This is a genomic window from Micromonospora sp. SCSIO 07396 (genome assembly GCF_053667945.1).
Genome location: NZ_CM132210.1, coordinates 2,395,521 through 2,418,891, shown reverse-complemented (window position 1 = coordinate 2,418,891; position 23,371 = coordinate 2,395,521). Strand labels below are relative to the sequence as shown.

General features: G+C 73.0%; 24 protein-coding genes. 15 read left to right on the top strand and 9 right to left on the bottom strand.

The features are described from left to right. Positions 1 to 323 precede the first annotated feature (323 nt). Positions 324 to 1,376, top strand: coding sequence for a hypothetical protein (locus ACWCHM_RS10170; protein WP_204960543.1), 1,053 nt, complete (start codon positions 324 to 326; stop codon positions 1,374 to 1,376). Positions 1,377 to 1,556: 180 nt separating this feature from the next. On the opposite strand, the gene ACWCHM_RS10165 is transcribed toward ACWCHM_RS10170, so the two are convergent. From ACWCHM_RS10165 to ACWCHM_RS10150, 4 genes are all read right to left on the bottom strand, one after another. Next, positions 1,557 to 2,411 (bottom strand): hypothetical protein, encoded by an 855-nt coding sequence (locus ACWCHM_RS10165; RefSeq protein WP_454222213.1) that lies wholly within the window; start codon positions 2,409 to 2,411, stop codon positions 1,557 to 1,559. Positions 2,412 to 2,797: 386 nt separating this feature from the next. Continuing rightward, complete coding sequence (locus tag ACWCHM_RS10160; RefSeq protein WP_454222211.1) at positions 2,798 to 3,073, bottom strand: GntR family transcriptional regulator; 276 nt, start codon at positions 3,071 to 3,073, stop codon at positions 2,798 to 2,800. A gap of 75 nt (positions 3,074 to 3,148) precedes the next feature. After that, the gene (locus ACWCHM_RS10155; protein ID WP_454222210.1) at positions 3,149 to 3,886 is read right to left on the bottom strand and encodes a VOC family protein; all 738 of its coding nucleotides are present in this window, start codon (positions 3,884 to 3,886) and stop codon (positions 3,149 to 3,151) included. Between the two features lie 99 nt (positions 3,887 to 3,985). Then, positions 3,986 to 5,788, bottom strand: coding sequence for an ABC transporter ATP-binding protein (locus ACWCHM_RS10150; RefSeq protein WP_454222208.1), 1,803 nt, complete (start codon positions 5,786 to 5,788; stop codon positions 3,986 to 3,988). 164 nt (positions 5,789 to 5,952) lie between these two features. Here ACWCHM_RS10150 and ACWCHM_RS10145 point away from each other — a divergent pair, with 164 nt between their 5' ends. Continuing rightward, on the top strand, positions 5,953 to 6,345 hold the full coding sequence (locus ACWCHM_RS10145; RefSeq protein ID WP_454223053.1) for a MarR family winged helix-turn-helix transcriptional regulator: 393 nt from the start codon (positions 5,953 to 5,955) through the stop codon (positions 6,343 to 6,345). 364 nt (positions 6,346 to 6,709) lie between these two features. On the opposite strand, the gene ACWCHM_RS10140 is transcribed toward ACWCHM_RS10145, so the two are convergent. After that, positions 6,710 to 7,672, bottom strand: a complete 963-nt coding sequence (locus tag ACWCHM_RS10140) for an endonuclease domain-containing protein (RefSeq protein ID WP_421488222.1) — start codon at positions 7,670 to 7,672, stop codon at positions 6,710 to 6,712. A 385-nt stretch (positions 7,673 to 8,057) separates the two neighbouring features. On the opposite strand from ACWCHM_RS10140, the gene ACWCHM_RS10135 reads away from it, so the two are divergent. From ACWCHM_RS10135 to ACWCHM_RS10105, 7 genes are all read left to right on the top strand, one after another. After that, the gene (locus ACWCHM_RS10135; RefSeq protein WP_454222207.1) at positions 8,058 to 9,377 is read left to right on the top strand and encodes a flavin monoamine oxidase family protein; all 1,320 of its coding nucleotides are present in this window, start codon (positions 8,058 to 8,060) and stop codon (positions 9,375 to 9,377) included. Between the two features lie 179 nt (positions 9,378 to 9,556). Continuing rightward, positions 9,557 to 10,291 (top strand): lysozyme, encoded by a 735-nt coding sequence (locus ACWCHM_RS10130; protein WP_454222205.1) that lies wholly within the window; start codon positions 9,557 to 9,559, stop codon positions 10,289 to 10,291. Between the two features lie 35 nt (positions 10,292 to 10,326). Further along, the gene (locus ACWCHM_RS10125) at positions 10,327 to 11,061 is read left to right on the top strand and encodes a peptidoglycan recognition protein family protein (RefSeq protein ID WP_454222203.1); all 735 of its coding nucleotides are present in this window, start codon (positions 10,327 to 10,329) and stop codon (positions 11,059 to 11,061) included. A 36-nt stretch (positions 11,062 to 11,097) separates the two neighbouring features. Continuing rightward, positions 11,098 to 11,469 carry an ArsR/SmtB family transcription factor gene (locus tag ACWCHM_RS10120; protein WP_204922997.1) on the top strand — a complete coding sequence of 124 codons (372 nt, stop codon included), beginning with the start codon at positions 11,098 to 11,100 and terminating at the stop codon, positions 11,467 to 11,469. Further along, positions 11,466 to 12,107, top strand: a complete 642-nt coding sequence (locus tag ACWCHM_RS10115) for an SRPBCC family protein (protein WP_454222202.1) — start codon at positions 11,466 to 11,468, stop codon at positions 12,105 to 12,107. Before ACWCHM_RS10120 ends, ACWCHM_RS10115 begins: the two co-directional genes overlap by 4 nt. Before the next feature lie 79 nt (positions 12,108 to 12,186). Beyond that, positions 12,187 to 12,789 carry an NADAR family protein gene (locus ACWCHM_RS10110; protein ID WP_454222201.1) on the top strand — a complete coding sequence of 201 codons (603 nt, stop codon included), beginning with the start codon at positions 12,187 to 12,189 and terminating at the stop codon, positions 12,787 to 12,789. 34 nt (positions 12,790 to 12,823) lie between these two features. Further along, complete coding sequence (locus ACWCHM_RS10105; protein ID WP_454222200.1) at positions 12,824 to 13,330, top strand: NUDIX domain-containing protein; 507 nt, start codon at positions 12,824 to 12,826, stop codon at positions 13,328 to 13,330. A 51-nt stretch (positions 13,331 to 13,381) separates the two neighbouring features. On the opposite strand, the gene ACWCHM_RS10100 is transcribed toward ACWCHM_RS10105, so the two are convergent. Next, positions 13,382 to 14,050 carry an NAD(P)-dependent oxidoreductase gene (locus ACWCHM_RS10100; RefSeq protein WP_454222198.1) on the bottom strand — a complete coding sequence of 223 codons (669 nt, stop codon included), beginning with the start codon at positions 14,048 to 14,050 and terminating at the stop codon, positions 13,382 to 13,384. 89 nt (positions 14,051 to 14,139) lie between these two features. Next, entirely contained in the window at positions 14,140 to 14,850 is a 711-nt protein-coding gene (locus ACWCHM_RS10095; protein WP_454222197.1) for a DsbA family oxidoreductase, read from the bottom strand. A gap of 105 nt (positions 14,851 to 14,955) precedes the next feature. Here ACWCHM_RS10095 and ACWCHM_RS10090 point away from each other — a divergent pair, with 105 nt between their 5' ends. After that, on the top strand, positions 14,956 to 15,369 hold the full coding sequence (locus tag ACWCHM_RS10090; protein WP_204960530.1) for a winged helix-turn-helix transcriptional regulator: 414 nt from the start codon (positions 14,956 to 14,958) through the stop codon (positions 15,367 to 15,369). A 128-nt stretch (positions 15,370 to 15,497) separates the two neighbouring features. On the opposite strand, the gene ACWCHM_RS10085 is transcribed toward ACWCHM_RS10090, so the two are convergent. After that, positions 15,498 to 16,676, bottom strand: coding sequence for an LLM class flavin-dependent oxidoreductase (locus ACWCHM_RS10085; protein ID WP_454222195.1), 1,179 nt, complete (start codon positions 16,674 to 16,676; stop codon positions 15,498 to 15,500). A 129-nt stretch (positions 16,677 to 16,805) separates the two neighbouring features. Here ACWCHM_RS10085 and ACWCHM_RS10080 point away from each other — a divergent pair, with 129 nt between their 5' ends. Genes ACWCHM_RS10080 through ACWCHM_RS10060 form a run of 5 tightly spaced genes read left to right on the top strand, consistent with a single transcriptional unit; the run spans position 16,806 to position 21,472 of the window. Next, complete coding sequence (locus ACWCHM_RS10080; protein WP_454222194.1) at positions 16,806 to 17,777, top strand: aliphatic sulfonate ABC transporter substrate-binding protein; 972 nt, start codon at positions 16,806 to 16,808, stop codon at positions 17,775 to 17,777. Then, a complete protein-coding gene (locus ACWCHM_RS10075; RefSeq protein ID WP_454222193.1) occupies positions 17,774 to 18,607 on the top strand; it encodes an ABC transporter permease in 834 nt (277 codons plus the stop codon). The genes ACWCHM_RS10080 and ACWCHM_RS10075 overlap by 4 nt, the downstream gene beginning before the upstream one ends. Continuing rightward, entirely contained in the window at positions 18,580 to 19,410 is an 831-nt protein-coding gene (locus tag ACWCHM_RS10070; RefSeq protein WP_454222191.1) for an ABC transporter ATP-binding protein, read from the top strand. The genes ACWCHM_RS10075 and ACWCHM_RS10070 overlap by 28 nt, the downstream gene beginning before the upstream one ends. A gap of 14 nt (positions 19,411 to 19,424) precedes the next feature. Then, complete coding sequence (locus ACWCHM_RS10065) at positions 19,425 to 20,843, top strand: selenium-binding family protein (RefSeq protein WP_454222190.1); 1,419 nt, start codon at positions 19,425 to 19,427, stop codon at positions 20,841 to 20,843. Next, positions 20,840 to 21,472, top strand: coding sequence for a hypothetical protein (locus ACWCHM_RS10060; RefSeq protein ID WP_454222189.1), 633 nt, complete (start codon positions 20,840 to 20,842; stop codon positions 21,470 to 21,472). The genes ACWCHM_RS10065 and ACWCHM_RS10060 overlap by 4 nt, the downstream gene beginning before the upstream one ends. A gap of 366 nt (positions 21,473 to 21,838) precedes the next feature. On the opposite strand, the gene ACWCHM_RS10055 is transcribed toward ACWCHM_RS10060, so the two are convergent. Continuing rightward, complete coding sequence (locus ACWCHM_RS10055; RefSeq protein WP_454222188.1) at positions 21,839 to 23,266, bottom strand: endo-1,4-beta-xylanase; 1,428 nt, start codon at positions 23,264 to 23,266, stop codon at positions 21,839 to 21,841. Between the last annotated feature and the right edge of the window lie 105 nt (positions 23,267 to 23,371).

The following is a 23,371-nucleotide window of genomic DNA, read 5'->3' as shown; positions in this document are numbered from 1 at the left end:
CGCCGTGTCGACGCGTGGACAACAGCCCGGCTCAGGCCAAACAGCCGCCCGGCAACCCAGCGGCACCCGAACCCAATGTAGTGATGGTTGCCTATGGAAACAAGTCCCGGTGATCAGCCGCAGGCCACCGGTCGCAGCCCGGCGCGGGAAACCGCCGCCACTCCGCCAGCACACTGTCGAGTTCCTGTCATTGACACACCCGTATAGATTTTTTGAAGATTTGCGGTGCCTCGGCGGTCCGGCGGTGCCCGAGCCGGCCCCCCGAGCGTAGGAACCCGCCGGTTCCCGAGAGATCCGACAAGAGGACTGCCGTGCTGCAAATAATGCTCTGCGGTGCATCCGACACCGACCGGATCAAAGGCCAGTTCGTCAGGATCGTCAGCGACTACGGCGCAGAGCCCTGGCACTACCAGTCCGGCCGCGTCCTCCATCTGAACATGGCCGGGGCGAGCTGGGCGGGCAACTCCCGTTCCACCGTGCAGAACGCGGACCTGTGCGTCTTCGTCATCGTCGAGAAGTACGGCTCCATCACCTGGGAGACGGAACTGCGCACCGCGCTGCTGGCCGGCAAGCCGTTCCTGGTCTTCTGTCTGGAGGACACCTACAAGGCGTATCTGACGCTCAGGAAGAGCGTCGCCGACCTCTCGACCCTGACGAACCCCAACGAGAAGCGCCTCGTGGAGATCATCCGAGAGTTGGAGGGCGACAGGCAGTTCACGGTGATCCCATTCTCCTACGACCTGTTCGGCGAGGAGTTGCGACGACAACTGGCCACGTTGTTCGGACTCTCGCTGAACCGTCTCGAAGAGCGGAACCTGCGCAGCCTCGCCGCGCGGATGTTCGGCGATCCGGCTCGCCTCACCTCTGCCGACCTGGCCGTGGCGGCGACGATCGCGATCGACGAGGTCGAGGAGAAGGGCCTGCGCAAGCAGGCGGTACGCGCACTCGCCGAACGTCGGGCAGCCGACGAGGAGACGGTGTTGAGCCTGTTGGGAAGTACCGAACAGGGCGTCCAGCGGTTGACTCTGCAACTGCTGCCCGACCTCTACACGCCGCGTCCGGCCGAGCCGGACTTCCTCGAACAGTGCGTCCGGGTCGCCAACAGCTCCGATGATGTCGGCCTCGCCCGTCGGCTCATCCCGTCGCTCCTGTCGTTGGACCTGGCGGGGGCGGTCCAGGCGTTGGCTGAGCTGGACCTGTCCGAGGTCGGCTCGCGACGGCGGCTGGCCACGGCGCTGGAACAGCACGAGGCCGACATTCGTCGGCTCCGGCTCACCGCGGAGGTCCGTGCCCTGCTCATCCGGTGCCTCGGCGGCACCGACGAGTCGGACTGGAAGGCACGGTGCAAAGCATTCAGCGACCGGCTCGGCTCCTGAGCCGCCCCTACCCGTCTGCCGGGCCGATGCCCTGAGCAGCCGACGAGGAAGGTGCCTGCGGCCGTGCCGCGAGACCGCAGACACCATGGCGGCCGGGCGTTGCCCACGGCGTCGACCGCGCTGGCCGGCCCGGCGGCGGCCAGCGCCGGCGCATCGGCGGCCCGGGGTTCCCCACCGGCGTCAGCGGCCGGCGGAGAGGCTGGCGCAGTCGGTCTCGTCGGGCAGCAGCGGGCGCAGGGTGACCGCCCAGGGCTTCCCGCCGGAGGTCCACGCCGTCGCCGCGTTGGCCCTGCCGGCCGCGTCGATCAGCTGCTTCACGGCGTCACCGGTGACCGTCACACACCCCAGGTCGAGCCCCGCGCCGAGGCTGGCACCGGGCAGCGCCGGACCGGGCCAGGCCACCCTGGGCTGCTTCGCGGTCTCCGGCGTGGCCACCCAGGGCGCGGCCACCGCCGCGATCGCCGTCGGCTGGTACGACTGCGTCGCCGCGTTCCCCGGGTCGGCCAGCCGGTCGGCGAAGGTCCGCAGTTTCTCCCGGGCTGCCTGCTGGGCGGGGGTCAGGCCGGCCTCGGGACCGGTGGCCTCGCCCAGGGCGTAGACCTCCAACTGCTCGCTGCCGACCGTTTCCCGGATGGTGAAGCGGGTGGTGGTCACGTCGGTGATCGTCGGGGTACCCACGTCGACGGAGCTGCCCACCCCGGCCGCGCGGGCCTGCTCGACCAGCCTGGTCACCTCGGCCGCGCTGACCATGCGGACCTGGAGGTTGGGCAGCGCCGGGCCGGGATAGCTCAGGATGGTCGGCCCCTGCGTGATCACCCGTCCGTCGCTGTAGACGCTGACGGACGGCAGCCGGGTCACGTTCGTCTCGGGTCGCACGAAGCCGCCCGTCTGGTCGATCTGCAGGACCGCCACGTCGGCGGGAAGAGTGAGAGGGGCCGCATCGGGTGCCACGCCCGCCCCGTCCTGTCCCGCGCAGGCAGCCGTGAGCAGAACCACCGGCACGACCGCCACCCACACACCTCGAAATCTCGTCATACCCCTTGGACGCCCCCCGACCCCCCACGGCTCCCCCCACTTTCCCCCAACCCCCCACACCCCACCCCCACCCGCCCCGCCCGACCCGCCACGCCCCGTTGATCAAGAGGTTTACGTCAACTTCGATCTTCAACGTGACGTAAACCTCTTGATCAACGGAGCCAATCGACGCGAACGCCCCCTGCAGGCAGAGCCGGACCGCAACAGCCCCCCAGAACGCCCCTGCTGTTGGTGATCAAGAGGTTCGCGTCACGTCAAAGATCGAAGTTGACGTAAACCTCTTGATCACTTGACGCAAAGCTCTTGATCACCGGGCAGGGCCCGGGGGGCGAGGGATCGGCGACGAGGGCAGGGCGTGCAGGGGCGGGTGGGGGTGGGGTGCCTGGTCAGGGTTCGCGTCTGCAGAGCTTCGGGTCGGCGATGACGATGCCCTTGCCCCGGTGCCGGCGAATGACACGCAACGCCTCCAGCCGCACGTGGACCAGCTGGATGGTGGACGTGCCGACCTTGTCATCGGCAGCCATCTTCGCGCTGGAGGGCAGCGTGTCGTCTGGCTTGAGCCTCTCGCCCCGGACCCCGGACATGGGATCGTCGGCGATGCGGATGTCATCGGGGAGGTCCTCGTCCGACTCGCCGGCCTGCGTCCGCCTCCGCCCCGGCACAGGCGGCTCGGCACCCCGGGGGTCGCTCCCGCCGCGCCTCCGGTCGGGTCGGGCTCGGCACGGCGGCGGGCTGGGTCAGGCTCCCGGCGCGGGTGCGGGAACCTGCCGATCCGGCTGAGGTTGACGGTCGGGCTGAGGTTGACGGTCGGGCTGAGGTTGACGGGCCCGCAGGAACGGGCCCAGGCCCGTGCCGTCCTCGGTGGCCAGGAACGCGCCGCGCGCGGTCAGCAGCGTCTCGTCGGCGTGCGCCATGCAGCTCCACGCCGTGTCGCCCCACGAGTCGGCGAGCTTGACCTCGGCCGGCTCGGTACAGGGCTCACCGCGCGGGCCGCCGATCTGGCAGCGGGCCGGTGCGCCACCCCGTCGGCCGACCGCCTCGGCGGCCTCCCGGATCAGCGAGAACCGCGCCTCGCCGCCCGCCTGCGGGTCACGCTCCTGCTGCGGTACGGCCTGCCGCTGCCCGAAGGCGACCACGTTGCCGTCGGGGTCGGTGACCCGGCACTCGCCGCCCGGCGCGTGCTGCGGGTAGCCGGCCTTCTCGACATGGTGCCCGGCGGCGGTGAGCCGTTCGGCGGTCGCCGTCAGGTCGTCGACGTACAGGTAGACCAGCAGCGGCAACTCCACGGTGACCAGGCGCGGGGTGACCGCCGCCAGGAGCAGCGTCAACTCCCCGCACCGCAGGTACGACCAGCGCGATCCACCGTCGCCGCCGGCCCGGATCTCGGTGTAGCCGAAGTTCTCGTAGAACTGTCGGGCCGCGTCGGCGTCCGCCACGTACAGCACCGGCACCTGGGCCCGCACACCATTTTGCACGGCGTCACTCTAGTCACCGATGATCGGCGACTCGCGTCTTGCAGATCGGGTTTCTCTACCCCACCGGGCCGCTCCTGGTCACGGCCCTGCCCGCCCGGGTCAGCCGGCCAGGGTGGCGTACCGGCCGGCGCGGGCCAGCAGCGTCTCGTGGGTGCCGGACTCGACGATCCGGCCGTGGTCGAGCACCGCGATCTGGTCGGCGTGGCGCACCGTGGAGAGCCGGTGCGCGATGGTGATCACCGTACGACCCTCGGCGAGGGTGTCGAAGGCCCGTTGCACGGCCCGTTCGGTCTCGGTGTCCAGCGCGCTGGTCGCCTCGTCGAGCACCAGCACCCGGGGGTCGCGCAGCAGCGTACGAGCGATCGCCAGGCGCTGTTTCTCGCCGCCGGAGAAGCGGTGGCCCCGGGAGCCGACGACCGTGTCGTACCCGTCGGGCAGGGCGGCGATCAGGTCGTGGATCTGCGCGGCGCGGGCGGCCTCTTCCAGCTGGGCGTCGGTGGCGTCGGGGCGCGCGTACCGCAGGTTTTCCCGGATCGTGGTGTGCAGCAGGTAGGTCTCCTGGCTGACCACGCCCACGACGGCGGCCAGGTCGGTCAGCCGCAGGTCGCGCAGGTCGACGCCGTCGATGGTGATCCGGCCGGCGTCGGGGTCGTGCAGCCGGCTGACCAGGGCGGCGAGGGTGCTCTTGCCGGAGCCGGTCTCGCCGACCAGGGCGAGGCTGGTGCCGGCCGGGACGTCGAGGCTGATGCCGGCGACGGCGGCGGTGTCGCTGCCCGGGTAGCTGAAGGTGACGTCCTCGACGCGCAGGTGACCGCGCACCCGGGCCGGGTCGATGGTCACCGGCCGGGCCGGATCGTCCACCTCCACCGGCAGGTCGAGGTACTCGAAGATCCGGGCGAACAGCGCCAGCGAGGCGGTCAGCGTGACGCCCACGTTGAGCAGCCCCATCAGCGGCCGGAACAGCCCGCCCTGCAGGGCGGTGAAGGCGACCAGGGTGCCTATGCTGAGCGTGCCGGCGGTGCCGGGCAGCCCCGCGCCGAGATAGATGACCGCCGGGATGGCGGCGAAGATGATCGTCATGGTGGCCATCCGCCACCGGCCGGCCAGCTCCGAGCGCAGCTCCAGGTCGACCAGCCGGGCCGAGCTGGCGGTGAACCGGTCGATCAGCGCGCCGCCCGCGCCGAGGGTCTTGCTGAGCTGCACGCCGCTGATCGACAGCCCCTCCTCGATGGTGACGTTGAGGTCGGCCAACTCCCGCTGGCGCTGGGCGGTGATCTCGCGGCGCATCGCGGCGACCCGGCGGGTGAGCCAGATGGCCGGCGGCAGCACCACCAGCGAGACGAGGGTGAGCCGCCAGGACAGCGCCACCATGGCGACCAGCGTGGCGACCACCGTGGTCAGGTTGGACGCGATCGAGGTGGCGGTGGAGGTGACCACGGTCTGCATGCCGCCGATGTCGTTGGTGATCCGCGACTGCACCTCACCGGTGCGGGTGCGGGTGAAGAACGCGATCGACTGCCGGTGCAGGTGGGCGAAGACGTCGGTGCGCAGCCGGTGCATCACCAACTGCCCGACCCGGGTGGAGATCCAGGTCTGCGCCACGCCGAGCACGGCCGTCACCGCGGCCACGGCGATCATGCCGGCGACCAGCCAGACCAGCAGGGTCAGGTCACGCTCCGGCAGGGCCCGGTCGATCACCGCCCGCAGCAGGAACGGCGAGGCCATCGCGACCACCGACGACACCACGATGATCGCGGTGACCACGGCCAACTGACCACGGTACGCGGTGAACAGCCGGCCGATGCGGCGCAGCGAGACGTTGCGGGCCTGGGACTTCTCGGCGGCACTGACGGTCCGGGGGGCGCCGCCGCGGCCCTCCCGGTGGGTTGGCGTGGTGTCCAAGGGGGTCCTTCTTCCGTCCGGGGATGTTTACTGAGGTTACCTCATCATGAGGGAACAACAGCGACTCCTGCTACCGTATTCCGGTGACCGGCGCGACATTCGACCCGCCAACCGATCCGGCCGCACGCTGCGCCGGGCCACCGACCGACCCGGCCGAGGAGAGCCTGGCCGAGCTGTTCTGGGCGGTGGCCCGTCGGCTGCGTCACCAGTCCCGACGTACCCTCGAACCCTGGGACGTCAACCCCGGCCACGCCCGCGCCCTCGCGGTGCTGACCCGGCACGGCGCGATGCGGCTCAGCGCCCTCGCCGAGCACCTGCACATCGCGCCCCGCTCCACCACCGAGGTCGTCGACGGCCTGGAGGAACGCGGGCTCGTCGCGCGCCGTCCCGACCCGGCCGACCGGCGGGCGACCCTGGTCGCGCCGACCGACGAGGGAACCCGGGTCGGCGCGGCCATCCGGACGGCCCGCAGCGCCGAAGCGGAACGCTTCTTCGGTCACCTTCCCCCCACCGACCACGCCGACCTCACCCGCATCCTGCGCACCCTGCGCGACTGACTGCGCCCCGCGTCACCCGCTCCACCCGACCCCGACCCGCCCTGCCCAGCTCGACCCGGCCCACCGACCCTGCCCGACCAAGTGGCGGCCGACCCAGCCCCACCCGGCCCAGCCCTGCCGACCCAGCCCGGCCGACCCAGCCCAGCCCGAGTAGCGGCCGACCCCGCCCTGCCTGGCCCAGCCCTGCCCGACTCGCGCTTCGGCCGCTACTCGGCCGGCAGCTCGACCGGGTTCCGCGCATGTCGGATCCTGGAGGAGGGCCCGCGATCCGGGAGCCCGCAGGCCAGGGAGTCGGGGCCGGTGCGCCGACCAGCGGCGGCGCGGGCTGGCCCGGCGACGCGTGAGTCATCGGCCGGCGCGCCGGTCACCTAGCAGCCGCATCGCGGCGGGTGGCGAGGATGGCGCGTACCTCGTGGCGGACCGCGTCGGGCTCGTGGATCAGGCGGTGGCGGGCGAAGCGCACCACCAGGATGCCGACGGTGGCCAGCAGGGCGTCCCGGCGCAGGTCGATCTCGCGTTGGCGGGGATCGCCGTGGGTCGTCGCGCCGTCGAGTTCGATGTCCACCCGCTCCCGCTCGGCGTACACGTCGAGGTACATGGTGCGGCGGCCGACGACGATCCGGGCCTGCCTGCGGAACGCGGGCATCCCGGGGCCGGTGAAGACGTGGTCGTGTCCCCAGATCTCCAGCGGACTGCGGCATCCGGCGGCGAGTCGGTCGAGCAGGGTACGCAGCTGCGCACGGCCGGTCAGCCTCGGCACGGCGGCGAGCGCCGACGCGATCCGTGCCGGGGTGGTGAGCCGGTCGTTGACGGCCCTGATCACCGGGGCGGGGCGATCCGGCACGGGCAGCAGCGGCCAGGCGTCGACCAACGCCCGCTCCAACCGCACCACCGGACGACCACCCCGAATCAGCACCTGGGGTGGGACCAGGGCGAAACCCTCTCGATGGTGGATCTTCAGGTGCGCCCGGGTACGGAGCCCGGAGCCGGCGACCACGTTCAGGCACACCGGTTCCCCGGCCGGCTGGCCGCGCACACCCCACGCGGCCAGCGCGGTGAGGCTACCCAGCGCCGCGCGCCCCTGCGCCCAGGCGAGCGCCGCACGGATGCGATGGGCCACGTCGAGCAGTGGAAAGGTCGAACCACCAGCCGGGTGGGCAGCGGCGGGAACGACGGCGGCGTCGACGTAGACGCCGGGCAGGACCTGTCGGAGTTGGCCGACGCGATCAGCGTGGGCGAGCACCCAGGGTGGAACCACCTGCACCGCCGCTCGTCGGGTCAGCACGCCACCGCCCTGCTCGACGAGGGATCGCAGGACCGGGTTCATGTCCCGAGGCTGCCCTCCCGACCCGCACCACCTCCACCTTCCACCCTCTCCCTGTGGACGCGGACCCCCCTTGTGGACAACCCCCAGGTCCACCGGAACCCTGCTATGGAGCCTCAAGATCGTATTGCGATTTGTTGCACTCTCCCCGGCGTGTCGTCTGTATTTCGGCAATTTGATCATGGGCTGGGCTGGGCTGGGCTGGGCTGGGCTGGGCTGGGCTGGGCTGGGCTGGGCTGGGCTGGGCTGGGCTGGGCTGGGCTGGGCTGGGCTGGGCTGGGCTGGGCTGGGCTGGGCTGGGCTGGGCTGGGCTGGGCTGGGCTGGGCTGGGCTGGGCTGGGCTGGGCTGGGCTGGGCATAGCGGGTCGGCGGCGGGGTATGCCCGGTCGTGCGGGTGGTGGTGGTCGGTGCGGGGTTCTCGGGGCTCGCCGCGGCGGCGGCGTTGTGCCGGGGTGGGGCGCGGGTGGTGGTGCTGGAGGCGCGGGACCGGGTCGGGGGGCGGGTGGCGACCCGACGGCTGGACGACGGCACGGCGCTGGACCTGGGCGCGCAGTGGATCGGCCCGACCCAGGAACGGATGGCCGCCCTGGTGGCCGAGCACGGGCTGACCACGTTCCCGTCGGCCGCGCAGGGCCGGCCGGTGGTGCGCTGGGACGGCCGGTCGCGGGAGACGCCGCCGGCGTCGGTCCGGCAGACGGTCAGCCTGCTGGACGACCTCTCCGCCGAGGTGGACCCGGCGGCCCCGTGGCGGGCGGCGCGGGCGGACGAGTGGGACCGGCTCACCCTCGGCGGCTGGTTGGGCGCCGCCGCGCCCGATCCGGTGACTGCCCGGTACGTGGGGCGGCTGATCGCCGGCGGGTTGCTGGCGGTGGACCCGGACGAGGTGTCGCTGTTGCAGGTGCTGTTCTATCTGCGCAGCGGCGGCGGGAGCGGGTTGCTGCTGGGGATGGCCGGGGGCGCACAGCAGGATCGGCTGGTGGGCGGGCCGGCCCTGCTGGCGGAGCGGATGGCGGCGGCGCTGCCGGCGGGGACGGTACGGTCCGCAGCGCCGGTGCGGACGGTCCACCAGGACGGTCACGGGGTGGTGGCGTACACCGACGAGGGGGCGTACCGGGCGCAGGCCGCGGTGGTGGCGGTGGCCCCGGCGCTGGCGGGCCGGATCGCGTACTCACCGGCGCTGCCGGCCCTGCGCGACGCGTTGACCCAGCGGATGCCGATGGGGTCGGCGCTGAAGCTGCACGCGGTCTACCCGACGCCGTTCTGGCGGGCCGACGGGTGTTCCGGGGTGACCACGTCGACCGACGGGCCGCTGACCGAGACGGTGGACAACTCGACGCCGGGTTCGAGGCGTGGGGTGCTGACCGCGTTCAGCTACGGCCGGCAGGCCCGGGAGCTGCGCCGGCTGTCGCCGGGCCGGCGACGGGCTGCGGTGCTGGCCGCGCTGGTGGAGCTGGTCGGCCCGGCCGCCGCGGAGGCTGACGACCTCGTCGAGTACGACTGGTCGGCCGACGAGTGGACCCGGGGCTGCTTCTGCGGGGCGTTGACCCCCGGCTCGTGGCGGGACTACGGTCCCGAGCTGCGCCGGCCGGTGGGGCGGGTGTACTGGGCGGGCACCGAGACGGCGACCCGCTGGGCCGGTTACCTGGAGGGCGCGGTGCTGGCCGGCGAACGGGCGGCGGCCGAGGTCCTCGCCCACCATGCCGCCTGACCCGGGGACCGGTCGGCCCGCCCGAACCGGATTGTCGGGAGCACAGCCGGCAACGGCACGTACAGGAATAGATAATCTTGATTCAATCTATTGAAAACTATCTCCGGTCGTGACCTAATACCTGACAGTTCCTTTCGTCGCTCCCGCCGTAACCATGCGGCATCCCCCAGGGAGGAAGGATGAACCGTCTCCGTACGGTCACGGGCACGCTGCTGGCGACCGCCACCATGGTCGCCGCCGCCACCCTCGGCGTCGCCACCCCGGCCGCCGCCGCCCCGGCCGGCCTGCCCGGCATGGACGTCTCCAGCTATCAGGGCAACGTCAACTGGTCCGCCGCCTGGAACAACGGTGCCCGGTTCGCCTACGTGAAGGCCACCGAGGGCACCTACTACACCAACCCGTACTTTGCCCAGCAGTACAACGGGTCGTACACCGTCGGGATGATCCGGGGTTCGTACCACTTCGCCCGGCCGGACACCTCGACCGGCGCCGCCCAGGCCAACTACTTCGTCGACCACGGCGGCGGCTGGTCGAAGGACGGCCGGACACTGCCCGGCGCGCTCGACATCGAGTACAACCCCTACGGCGCGACCTGCTACGGGCTGAGCCAAAGCGCGATGCGCAGCTGGATCGCCTCCTTCGTCAACCAGTACTACGCCCGCACCGGGCGCTGGGCGACGATCTACACCACCACCGACTGGTGGACCACCTGCACCGGCAACTACAGCGGGTTCGCCGCCACCAACCCGCTCTGGCTCGCCCGGTACGCCGGCACGGTGGGCACGCTGCCGGCCGGCTGGGCCACGTACTCCTTCTGGCAGTGGGCGTCGTCGGGCGTCTTCCCGGGCGACCAGAACGTCTGGAACGGCACCCTCGACCGGCTCCGGGTGCTGGCCTGCAACGGCCCCTGCTGACCCCGCCCACCCCCGGAGCACCCGAGGAGCCTGCCATGTCCGTACCCGTGTCCCGGCGCAGCGTGCTGCGCGGCGCGGTCCTGCTCGGCACCGCCGGGGCGTTCGCGCCGACCCCGTTCGGCGGATCCGCCGCAAGCGCCGCCACGGTGGGCCACTCCCCCGTCGACCCGACCCTGACCACCGGCGGCACGTCGGCCGGCGGCCGGGTCACCCTCGGTCGGGTGGACCAGCCGGTGATCGCCAACTGCGCGACCTGGGGGGCCCGGCCGCCGTCGTCGCCGGTGAGCGTGGTCGGCAGCCGACCCAACAAGATCATCGTGCACCACACCGCGTTCCCGAACTCGACCGACTACAGCCTGGCCCACGCGTACGCCAACTCGCGGGAGATCCAGGACCTGCACATGGACGGCAACGGCTGGTTGGACTCCGGGCAGCACTTCACCAACAGCCGGGGCGGCCACCTCACCGAGGGCCGGCACGGCAGCCTGTACGCGCTGCTGCACGGGCAGACCATGGTGCAGGGCGCGCACTGCGTGGGGCAGAACAGCCAGGCCATCGGGATCGAGAACGACGGGATCTACGTCGACGTGCAGCCGCCGCAGGCGCTGTGGGACAGCCTGGTGGTGTTCTGCGCGTTCACCTGCCAGCAGTACGGCATCCCGGCCAACCAGATCTACGGCCACAAGGACTTCGCCAGCACCCAGTGCCCGGGGCTGCTGCACGACCGGCTGCCCGAGCTACGCTCCGCAGTCGCCGCTCGACTTGGCTGATTGCTTATATAAGTGATGCCTGATACAAAGGGGACCGTGCACGCCTTCGACGTCCTCGGCGACCCGGTGCGCCGGCGCATCCTCGAACTGCTCGCGCAGGGCGAGCGGAGCGCCGGCGGGGTCTGCGCGGTCATCCAGGAGGAGTTCGGGATCACCCAGCCCGCCGTCTCGCAGCACCTCAAGGTGCTGCGGGACAACGGGTTCGCCACGGTCCGCCCGCAGGGCGCCCGTCGGCTCTACGCGGTCGATCCCGCCCCGCTGCGGGAGGTCGACAGGTGGCTGGAGGGGTTCCGCCGGTTCTGGACGCCGGCCCTGGACGCCCTGGCCACCGAGATCGCCCGGGGTCGGCGCGAACGGCGGGCGCACACCACGACCGACGACCCGACCGAGCACCGGAGCACTTCATGATCGAGACCAGCCACCAGATCAGCGCCGTACGACGCACCGTGGGCAGCCGCAGCCTCGAAGCGGGTGAGGCGCGGGTGCTGACCATCAGCCAGACGTACCCGACGACGCTGGACGACCTCTGGGACGCCTGCACCAACGCCGACCGCATCCCGCGCTGGTTCCTACCGATCTCGGGCGACCTGCGGCTGCACGGCCGTTACCAGTTCGAGGGCAACGCCGGTGGCGTGGTGCAGCGCTGCGACCCGCCGAAGAGCTTCGCCGCCACCTGGGAGATGGGCGACGAGATCAGCTGGATCGAGGTCCACCTCACCCCGGAGGCCGACGAGCGGACCCGGTTCACCCTGGAACACGTCGCCCACGTCGACGACGTCCGGTGGACCGAGTACGGCCCCGGCGCGGTCGGCGTCGGCTGGGACTCCGGCCTGCTCGGTCTGGCCAGCCACCTCGACGCCGACGGTGGCGGCGTCACCCCCGACCAGGCCGCCGAGTGGATCGGCTCCGAGGACGGGCGACGCTTCATGACGCTCAGCGGCGGGGCGTGGGCCGAGGCCGACATCGCCGGCGGCACCGACCCGCAGGCCGCCCGGGCCGCCGCCGCCCGCACCATCGCCGCGTACACCGGCGCGCCGCCGGCCTGACGGTACGGGTCGCGCCGGGTCGCCCGGCCCGGCGTAACCCAGGTGCGTGCTGCCGGTGCCGGCGGTCAGACTGGGCGGTATGTCGATGCGCCGCGCCGAAGACGTCCTCGCCCTGCACCGCGCCGGGCAGCGGGTGCGCTACCTCTGCTTCTGGGGGCACCGGCCGCAGCGGGACGGCAGCGTGGGCCGCAGCTGCCTGAGCCAGTGGTGGCCGGCGTCGTTCACCGTCGACGGGCGGCGCTTCGCCACCGCCGAGCACTGGATGATGTGGCGCAAGGCGCTGCTGTTCGACGACGCCGAGGCCGGCGAGCGGGTGCTCGCCGCCGGCCACCCGCAGCAGGCCAAGGCGGTCGGCCGCCAGGTCCGCCGGTTCGACCAGGCGGTGTGGGAGGCCGAGCGGTACGCCGTCGTGCTGGCCGGCAGCCTGGCCAAGTTCGGCCAGCATGCCGACCTGCGGGCGTACCTGCTGGGCACCGGGGACCGGGTGCTGGTGGAGGCCAGCCCGGTCGACCGGGTGTGGGGGGTCGGGCTGGCTCCCGACGACCCGCGCGCCGAGGACCCGGCCCGCTGGCGTGGGCTCAACCTGCTCGGGTTCGCCCTGATGGAGGCCCGGGAGATGCTGCGCGACGAGCGGCCGTCCGGCCCCGGGCGGCCCGCCCGGTCGACAGCGGACCTGCCCTGAGCCGGGCGGCCCGGGGGCGGTAACGTGCGGCGGCATGACCGTCCTGCCGTACACGCACTGTCACTACTGCGGGGCGGCCTACCCGCCGGACGCCGGCTGGCCCCGGCTCTGCGTGGCCTGCGGGCAGACGGTGTGGCGCAACCCCACCCCGGTCGCGGTGGCGCTGCTGCCGGTCCGCACCGACGCCGGGCTCGGCCTGGTGGTGGTACGCCGGGACATCGAACCGGCCCGGGGGCAACTCGCCCTACCCGGCGGCTTCGTCGAGTACGGCGAGGAGTGGTCCGAGGCGCTGGTCCGGGAGCTGCGTGAGGAGACGGGGCTGGTCGACGAGGCGCAGCGGGCCCGGCTGTTCGCGGTGCACGGCGCCCCGCACGGCGGCACCATGATGATCTTCGGGGCGCTGCCGGAGCGGCCGGCCGCGCAGCTCCCCCCGTCGACGCCGACCGAGGAGGCCACCGAGTGGCTGGTCCTCACCGAGCCGGTCGAGCTGGCCTTCTCGACCCACACCCGGGTGCTGGCCGACTTCCTGGCCAGCACCTGAGGCGGAGCGCCCCGGCTGATGGCGGGACCACCCGCATCCCGACGGGACGGGTCAGCCGCGGGTGTTCCAGACCAGAGGCGCTGCGCGGATCCACGCGTCGTCCTCGATCGTCCGGACGAGGAACCGGGCGAGGTCGGCGCGGTTGATCCGCGCGCCGGGCTTCTCGGTGCCGGCCTCGGCGGCCCGTACGGGACCACCGGCGGGCTTGTCGGTCAGGGTCACGGCGCGGGCCAGGGTCCAGTCGATGCCGGACGCGGCGCGGACGACCCGCTCGACGCCAGCGTGGTCCTCGAAGCCCGTCCTGATGTTCGACCGCTTGATGAACGCCCTGACCAGCGGGTTGAGCCGGGCCCAGTCGTCGCCCGCGCCCTGCGTGGACGTCAACACGATCCGGCGGATGCCCTGCTCGCCCATGACGGTGAGGGTGTGGCGGGCGGCGGTGGTCATGAACATCGGCGGGCTGACCGGCCTGGCCCACGGGTTGTCGGAGGCGCGGGCGTTGTTCAGCACGCTGATCACCCCCTCGACGCCCTCGGCGGCCCGGCGGATGTCGTCGATGGCCGCCGGGGTGCCCCGGATCAGCTCGACGCCGGCCGGTGCCTGCACCCGGTCGGGGTCGCGGACGAGCGCGCGGACGCGGTGGCCGCGCCCAGCCGCGTACGCCAGCACGTGAGCGCCGGTGCGGCCGCTGCCGCCGAGGACCAGGAGGTTCGTGCTCATGGTGATCAGATGCCTTTCGCTCGGTTCCGGGTGGGTCAGGCGGTCGGTCGACCGGTCAGGGCAGAGCCCGCGCGGTGGGGCAGCCGGGATCAGGCGCGCTGGGGGACGGCGCAGCCGTCCGATCCGCAGACCGGGTCGTCACCGGCGCGACCGGTGCGGGGGTGACTGTCGTTCCAGACCGTGCGCAGCAGTTCAAGGAGGCTGTCGCTGTCCTGGGCACCAGACACGCCGTAGCGGTCGTCGACGACGATGAACGGCGCGCCGGTCGCCCCCAGGCGTCGGGCGCGGGCTGCGTCGTCGCGGACCTGCCGGCGGTAGCGGCGGTCGGTGAGGGCCTGGCGGGTCTGCTCGCGGTCCAGGCCGAGTTCGTCGGCCAGCCCCAGTAGGTCGTCGGAGGAGAAGACCGGCTCGGCCCGGCCGAAGTAGGCGGTGAAGACCGCGTCCCAGGCCTCGCGGTTCCTGCCCTGGGCGCTGGCGTGGGCGAGGAACTCGTGCGCCAGGTCGGTGTTGCCCACCGTGTTGTCCAGCACCTGGTACGGGGTCAGCCCCTCGCTCGCGGCGAGCTTCTCGATCCGCCGGGTCGAGGTCTCGGCCTGGCTGCCGCCGACACCGTGCCGGCGGAGCAGGGCCTCGCGGACGGGGAAGGTGTCCCCCTCGGGGAAGCTGCTGCTGAGCGGGAACGAGTGGTGGACCAGTTCCACCTCGTCCGCATGCTCAAACCGCTCGATGGCCTTGGTCACCCGGTGGTTCCCGAGGCCGCACCAGGGGCAGGTCACCTCGGACCAAATATCCACTTTCATCGCGTACCTCCTTTTCCTACGAGTTGTGCGTAGCGCAACGGTAGGCCAGCATGGGAGGCGATACAAAAGGCACACCGGTGTGCGTGCCGGAGAGGAATGTGCGTCATGGAGTTGGCCGACGGAACAGAGGCGACGGCGGGGGCGGCGGCGATCGGGCCCTGCGCGGCCATCCCTGCCGAACACATGGACTTCATCCGCCAGACCCTCGACCGCGTCGGCGACAAGTGGAGCCTGCTGATCATCGCGGTCCTGGAGTCCGGACCGCTGCGCTACACCGACCTGCAACGGCAGGTCCCCGGCATTTCACAGCGCATGCTCAGCCTCACCCTTCGCCAGCTCGGGCAGGACGGCCTGATCACCCGCACCGCCTACGCCGAGGTCCCGCCGCGCGTCGAGTACGCCCTCGCCCCGCTGGGCCGCGGTCTGCACGAGATCGTCACCTCGCTGATCGGCTGGGCCGCCGACCACCACGACGAGATCCGCGCCAACCGCGAGCGCGCCGCGACGACCGGGTCCTGACCGCCACGCGGGCGGAACGCCCCCCTCCTCGCCGGCCGGCACCGACCCGACGCGCCCGGCCGGCCGGCGGGTCGGGTCAGCCGGCGGCGTCGGGTCAGCCGGCGGGTCGGGTCAGCCGGCGGGTCGGGTCAGCCGGCGGGTCGGGTCAGACGCGGGCCGGCTGGGGGGGCGAACGGGATGCTCGCCGTCGCCTCGGTCACCGGGTCGCCCGCCGGATGCCGCCACAGGCCCCGGGCCCGCAGGATCGGCAGCACCCCCTCGCCGAACCAGTACGCCTCCTCCAGGTGCGGGTGGCCGGAGAGGATGAACTCGTCGATGCCGAGCGCGTGGTACTCGGCGATCCGGTCGGCGACCTCGGTGTGGCTGCCCACCAGGGCGGTGCCGGCCCCGCCCCGGACCAGCCCCACCCCGGCCCAGAGGTTCGGGGCGACCTGCAGCCCGTCGCGGCTGCCGCCGTGCAGGGCGAGCATCCGGCGCTGCCCCTCGGACTCGCTGCGCCGCAGCCCCTCCTGGGCGGCCCGGATGTCAGCCTCGTCGATACCGTCGAGCAGCCGCCCGGCCTGCGCCCACGCCGCCTCGGCGGTGTCCCTCGCGATGACGTGCAGGCGGATACCGAAGCGCGGTGACCGGCCGGCGTCGGCGGCGAGGGCGCGGATCCGGTCGAGTTTGCCGGCCACCTGGGCGGGCGGCTCGCCCCAGGTCAGGTAGACGTCGCTGTGCCGGACAGCCACCGGGCCGGCGGCGGTGGACGAGCCACCGAAGTAGACCGGGGGCACCGGGTCGGGCAGCCGGGCCAGCCGGGCGCCCTCGACCCGCAGGTGTTCCCCGGCGTGGTCGACGGTCTCGCCCCGCCACAGTGACCGCACGACGTGCAGGAACTCGTCGGTGCGGGCGTATCGGGCGTCCTTGTCGAGGAAGTCACCGTAGGCGCGCTGCTCGGTGGATTCCCCACCGGTGACCACGTTGAGCAGCAGCCGGCCGCCGGACAGGCGCTGGAAGGTGGCGGCCATCTGGGCGGCGAGGGTGGGTGAGAGCAGCCCGGGGCGGAACGCGACCAGGAACTTCAGCCGTTCGGTGACCTCGGCCAGCATGGCGGTGGCCAGCCAGGCGTCCTCGCACCACGCCCCGGTCGGGGTGAGCGCGCCGACGAAGCCGAGCTGCTCGGCGCTGCGGGCGATCTGCCCGAGGTAGGCGACGGTGGCGGGGCGGGCCCCACCGGCGGTGCCGACCGCGACGCCGTGGCCGCCGCCGACGATGTCGCGGCTGTCGCCGTAGGTGGGCAGGAACCAGTGGAAGGTCAGCGACATCGGGGGTCCTCCTGAGGGATGGGACGACGACCACGACAGGCTACCCATAAAACCTATCGGCTTGGTAGGTTACTGCGCGCCGCCGACCTGCGGCGTCGCGAGCACACCGTCCACTCCCGAGGAGCCGACATGCCCACCCCGCCGAGGAGCCTGCGCCGGCTGGCCACCGCCCTGTTCACCGCCCTGTCCCTGGTCGCCGTCGGCGGGGTCACCGGCTGCGCCGACGACGCCGCCGACGCGCAGGCCGGCAAGGGCCCGCTGCGCATCGGCTACCAACGCTTCGGCGGCCTGAGCCTGGTCAAGGCCCGCAACGCCGCACCCGACGCGCAGTGGTCGCTGTTCGAGAGCGGCCCGGCCCTGACCGAGGCGCTCAAGGCCGGCGCGATCGACATCGGACAGGTCGGCGAGGCACCCCCGGTCTTCGCCGCCGCCGCGAAGATCCCCTTCTCGGTGATCGGCACCTCGGCCCCGATCCCGCAGGGCGAGGCGGTGCTGGTCAAGCAGAACAGCGGCCTGAGGACCTTCGCCGACCTGCGCGGCCGGACCGTGGCGCTGAACAAGGGCAGCAACGTGCACTGGCTGCTGGTCCGGCTACTGGCGGCGAACAACATGACGCTGAAGGACATCAACGTCAAGTACCTCAAGCCGGCTGAGGGACGACCCGCTTTCGACAACGGCCAGGTCGACGCCTGGATCATCTGGGACCCGTACTTCGCCCTCGCCGAACAGCCCGGGGTGAAGGTCCTCGCCGACGCCACCGGCCTGGCCAGCAACCGGGAGTACGTGCTGGCCTCCCCCGAGGTGGTCCGGGACCGCACCGACGACGTCCGCGCCTTCCTCACCGCGTACCGGAAGGTCACCGACTGGGGCATCGCCAACCCGGCCGAACGCGCCACCGTGCTCGCCCCCGAGCTGAAGATCCCGCTGGACGTCACCACCCGGGCGCTGGCCCGCAGCGCCCGCCCGCTGGCCCCGGTCACCCCCGCCGTCGGCGTCGAACTCCAGGCCATCGCGGACGGCTTCACCACCCTCGACCTCGTCCCCGGCCCGGTCGACATCGCCGGTCGGGTGGACGACCGGTTCAGCGCGGTGTTCCAGTGAGCACCACCGTGGTGGTCACCGCGCCACCGGCCGCCGTCCCGGCCCCACCCGACGCCGGCCCGCGCCGTCGGGCCGGGCGGCGCCGGTGGCGACTGGTCAGCCCGGTCCTGCTCGTCGCCGGGTGGGAGGCCGCCGCCCGCGCCGGGCTGCTCGCCGAGGACAAGCTGCCCGCACCGAGCCGGGTGCTCACCACCGGCGTACGGCTGGCCGGCGACGGGACCCTCGGCGTCCACCTGCTCGACTCGCTCACCCGGGCCGGCATCGGGCTGCTGCTCGGCGGGGTGCTGGCGCTGGTGCTCGGTGCCGCCGCCGGCCTGCTCCGCCTCGGTGACGACCTGGTCGACCCGCCGGTGCAGATGGCCCGGATGCTGCCCCACCTGGGGCTCGTCCCACTGCTGATCATCTGGGTGGGGATCGGCGAGTCGTTGAAGATCACCCTGGTCGCGCTCGGGGTGTTCTTCCCGATCTACTTCAACACCTACGCCGGCATCCGGGACATCGACGAGCGGCTCGTCGAGGCGGCCCGCACCTGCGGCCTGGGGCCGGCCGCGCGGCTGCGGCACGTGGTGCTGCCCGGGGCGCTGCCGTCGCTGTTCCTCGGGCTGCGGCTGGCGATCGGGGCGGCCTGGCTCAGCCTCGTCGTCGGCGAACAGGTCAACGCCCAGACCGGCGTCGGCTTCCTGATGATGGAGGCCCGGGAGTTCAGCCAGACCGACGTGGTGGTGCTCGGTCTGGTCATCTATGCGCTGCTCGGGCTGCTGTCCGACCTCGCCCTGCGGATCCTGGAGAGGAAGACCCTGACATGGCGACGCGGCCTGCGCGCGACCTGACCGGCGGGGCGGACGACGCCGCACGCGCGGTGACCGGCCCGCACGACGCGGTGACCGGCGGGACGACCGGCCCGGCCGGCGCGGCGGCGGTGCTCACCGCCCGCACGGTGCGGCGGGCCTTCGACGGCCGGCCGGTGCTCGCCGGGGTCGACCTGGCCATCGCCGCCGGTGAGGTGGTGGCGCTGCTCGGCGGCAGCGGCTCCGGCAAGAGCACCCTGCTGCGGATCCTCGCCGGCCTGGACGCCGACGCCACCGGCGAGACCCGGGTGCGGGGCACCGCCGCCGTGGTCTTTCAGGAACACCGGCTGCTGCCCTGGAAGCGGGTCGGCGACAACGTCGCGCTGGGGCTGACCGGCCCCGACGTGCGCGCCCGGGTGGACCGGGCGCTGACCGAGGTGGGGCTGGCCGACCGCCGCCGGGCCTGGCCGGCGGAACTGTCCGGCGGTCAGGCGCAGCGGGTCGCGGTGGCCCGCGCGCTCGTCCGCGAGCCGGACCTGCTGCTGCTCGACGAGCCGTTCGGGGCGCTCGACGCGCTGACCCGGCTGCGGATGCAGTCCCTGCTGCGGCGGCTGCGCGCCGAGCACGGCTTCGCCGCACTGCTGGTCACCCACGACGTCGAGGAGGCGCTGCTGCTCGCCGACCGCATCCTGCTGCTCGACGGGGGCGTCATCGCCGAGGAGATCGTCGTCGACCTCGGCCCCGCCGGGCACGCCGCCGACCGCCCCGCCCGCTCCCCCGAACAGCCCGCCTTCGGCGCGTTGCGTCGCCGGCTGCTCGACCGCCTCGGCGTACCCGCCGCCTGATCCCGGAGATGACGATGACCCGCTGGACACCCGACCCGAGCTTCTACCCCTCCCCCCGCGAGGCGGCCACCGCGCCCGTCGAGAAGCTAGCCTACGTCGCGGCGTTCGACCGTACGGCGCAGCGGCCCGACGCGATCGTCGTGCTCGACACCGATCCGGAGTCCGCCGACTACGGCCGGGTGGTGGGCTGGACGGACCTGCCATACACCGGCGACGAGCTGCACCACTTCGGCTGGAACGCGTGCAGCAGCTCGCTCTGCCCGACCGCCCCGCACCCGCACGTCGAGCGGCGTTACCTGATCGTGCCGGGGCTGCGGTCGTCACGCATCCACGTGTTCGACACCCGGCCGGACCCGCGCGCCCCGCAGCTGGTGAAGGTGATCGGCGCGCAGGAACTGGCCGAGAAGGCCGGCTACTCCCGCCCGCACACCGTGCACTGTGGCCCGGACGGCATCTACCTGTCGGCGCTCGGCGGCGTCGACGGTGCCGAGGGTCCGGGCGGGATCGCCGTGCTCGACCACACCACCTTCGCCGTCCGTCGGGCGTGGGAAGCCGACCGGGGCCCGCAGTTCCTGGCGTACGACGTGTGGTGGCACCTCACCCAGGACGTCCTGGTCACCAGCGAGTGGGGAACCCCATCGATGATCGAGGACGGCATCGTCGGCGAGCTGCTGCTGGGACGGAAATACGGGCACGCGATCCACTTCTGGGACCTCGCCAAGCGCCGGCACGTGCAGCGGGTCGACCTCGGCGACCAGTACCAGATGGCGCTCGAACTGCGTCCCGCGCACGACCCGACCCGGTCGTACGGCTTCGTCGGGGTGGTGATCAGCGTCGAGGACCTGTCGGCGTCGGTCTGGTTGTGGCACCGCGACGGCGACGGCGCGGGCGCGCCGTGGGCGGTGACCCGGGTGATCGACATTCCCGCCGAGCCCGCCGACCCGGCCAGTCTGCCCGACCTGCTCAAGCCGTTCGGCGCGGTCCCCCCGCTGGTCACCGACATCGACCTGTCGGTGGCCGACAGGTTCCTCTACGTCTCCTGCTGGGGCACCGGGGAGCTGCGCCAATACGACGTAACCGACCCGTTCCACCCGGTGCTGGTCGGCTCGGTGCGCCTCGGCGGCATCGTGGCCCGCACGGCCCACCCGGCCGCTCCGGACGAGCCCCTGGCCGGTGGTCCGCAGATGGTGGAGGTCAGCCGGGACGGCCGCCGGGTCTACGTCAGCAACTCGCTCTACGGCTCCTGGGACGACCAGTTCTATCCCGACGGGGTGGGCGCGTGGCTCGCCAAGCTGGACGTCGACCCGGAACGCGGCGGGCTCACCCCGGACGTGCGGTTCTTCCCGCACGGCGAGCAGTTCCGGGGGCTGCGGGTGCACCAGACCCGGTTGCAGGGCGGCGACGCCAGCTCCGACTCGTACTGCTTCCCGTGACCGGGCGGACCCTGCTGGCGGTGGCGGCGCTCGGCGCGTTCCACGGGCTGAACCCGGCGATGGGGTGGCTCCTCGCGGTCGCCCGGGGGTTGCAGGAGCGTCGCCGGGCGGCACTGCTGGCCGCGCTGCCTCCGGTCGCGGCCGGTCACCTGGCCTCGGTGGCGGTGGTCGCCGCGCTGGTCTGCGCCACCCGCTCGGTCACCGCCAGCACCGCGCTGACGGTGACCGGCGGGGCGGTGCTGGTCGGGTTCGGGCTGTGGCGGCTGTTGTCGCGGCGGCACTTCCGCTGGGCCGGGATACGGATGTCGACGGCGCAGGTCGCCGGCTGGTCGTTCCTGATGTCGTCGGCGCACGGCGCCGGGTTGATGCTGCTGCCGGTGCTGCTGGCCGACCCACCGGCCGGCGGTCACGCCGGGCACCTGGGGGCGGCACCGGCCGGCGCGCTGACCGGACTGGCCGCCGCCGGGGCGCACACCGTGGCGATGCTGGCCGTCGCGTCGGCCGTCGCGCTGCTGGTGTACGAGGTGCTGGGGGTCGGGGTGCTGCGCCGGGCCTGGTTCAACGTGGACCGGCTCTGGGCCGGGGTGCTGGTCGCGGCGGGGGTGGTGACGCTGGCCGCCGCGATCTGACCGAATGGCCCCGGCCCGGGTGGGCCAGTGGTTCTCCCCCGGTCGCAACTCCTACTGATTCAATAGGAGTTGTCGCCGCCGAGCCGAAGGAGCCCCGGTGTCCACCGTTCTGTCGTACGACGAGGCCGACCACGACGCCCGCCGGGCCCGGCAGTGGCTGGCCGGCCAGGCCCGCGCCGACGGGGTGTCCCGCGCCGCCCTGGTCGCGTGACCGGCCGTGGTCAGGCCGACCGGGCCGGGGTCGACGACCTCGGGTACCTCTTCGACGGGGTAGTCCGGCATCCGGTGACCGCGGTCTGACCCGCCCGCCACCCGTCCGGCCCGCCGACCGCAGGACTGCCCGGCACCCGCCGCCCGGGTGGCCGGTCAGGGGCGGGCGCAGGTCGCCGCGCCGGTGGGACCGTTGCCGGTGCCCTGGAAACCGAATTCGGTGCCGGTTCCCGCACCGACGGCGCTGTTGTAGCCGAGATTGCGGAAGCTGACGTCACCGGAGGTGCCGGTGTTCTGCGCGCTCCACACGTTGGTGACGGTGACGCCCGACGGCAGGGTCAGGTCGACCACCCACCCGTCGAGCCCGGCCGGGCCGGCGGTGACCGTGACGGTGGCCACGAAGCCGCCGGACCAGGCGTTCACCGACACCGACGCGGCGCAGTCACCACCGGGCGGCGGGCTCGTGGTAGGAGGCGGCGGGGGCGTGGTGGGCGGTGGGGTGGTGGTCGGCGGCGGCGTGGTCGGCGGGACGGTGGTGCCGCCCGCGTTGAGCGCGTCCAGCGTGGAGGTGTACGCGGCCTTCTTGGTGCCGTTGCCGTCGAAGAGCAGCGGGGTGACGCTGGCCCGCCACGAGTCGGTGTCCCGGATGCCGGAGACGGTGATGCCGGTGCAGCGGGAGATCGCCAGGCAGGCCCTGACCACGCGGGAGTAGCTGTCGGCCTGGGCACTGCCGGAGCCCTCGACGTCCAGCTCGGTGATCTGCACCTCGACGCCGAGGTCGACGAAACGCTGGAGGTTGGCCTGGTAGTCCGACGGCACCGGCGACTGGGCGGTGACGTGGGACTGGAAGCCGACGCAGTCGGTCGGCACGCCCCGGGCCCTGAAGTCCCGGACCATGGCGTACACGGCGTTGCTCTTCGGGTTCTGCCCGTCGGTGTTGTAGTCGTTGTAGCAGAGCTTCGCGCCCGGGTCGGCGGCGCGGGCGGCCCGGAACGCCGCCTCGATCCAGTCGTTGCCGGTGCGCTGCAGGTTGGAGTCACGACGCCCACCGCTGCCACCGTCGGCGAACGCCTCGTTCACCACGTTCCACGCGTCGATCCTGCCCCGGTAGTGGGTGGCGACCTGGGTGACGTGGTTGAGCATGGCGTTGCGCAGCGCGGTGCCGGACAGGACCGCCGTCCAGCGTGGTTGCTGCTGGTGCCAGGCCAGCGTGTGGCCACGGACCCGCATCCCGTTGGCCTCGGCGTGGCTGACCAGCTTGTCGCCGCCGGCGTAGGTGAACTGGTTCGGGCTGGGCTCGGTGGCGTCCCACTTCATCTCGTTCTCGGCGGTCACCGAGGTGAACTCACGGTTCAGGATGCCGACGTAGACGGCGTCGGAGAGCCTGTTCACCGCCACCGCGGCGCCGAAGTAGCGGCCCGTCTCGGCGGCGGCGGCACCGAGGGTGGTGCCGGCGCTGGCACTGGCGGCGAGGGCGACGGTGGTGCCGACGGCGACCACGCCGGTGGCGATCGAGAGCAGTGCGGCACGCAGCCGCGGTGGTGTCGTCCGACGCCCGCTGCCGCGGGCGGACACACGTGTCATGGCAGAAGCCTTTCACGACGGTGGGGGTGCACCGTCCGACCTTTCGCCCGAGTGCGGTGGCCGGCCCGGGGAGGCGGTGTGGTCGCCCGGAGGCCACACCCGCCC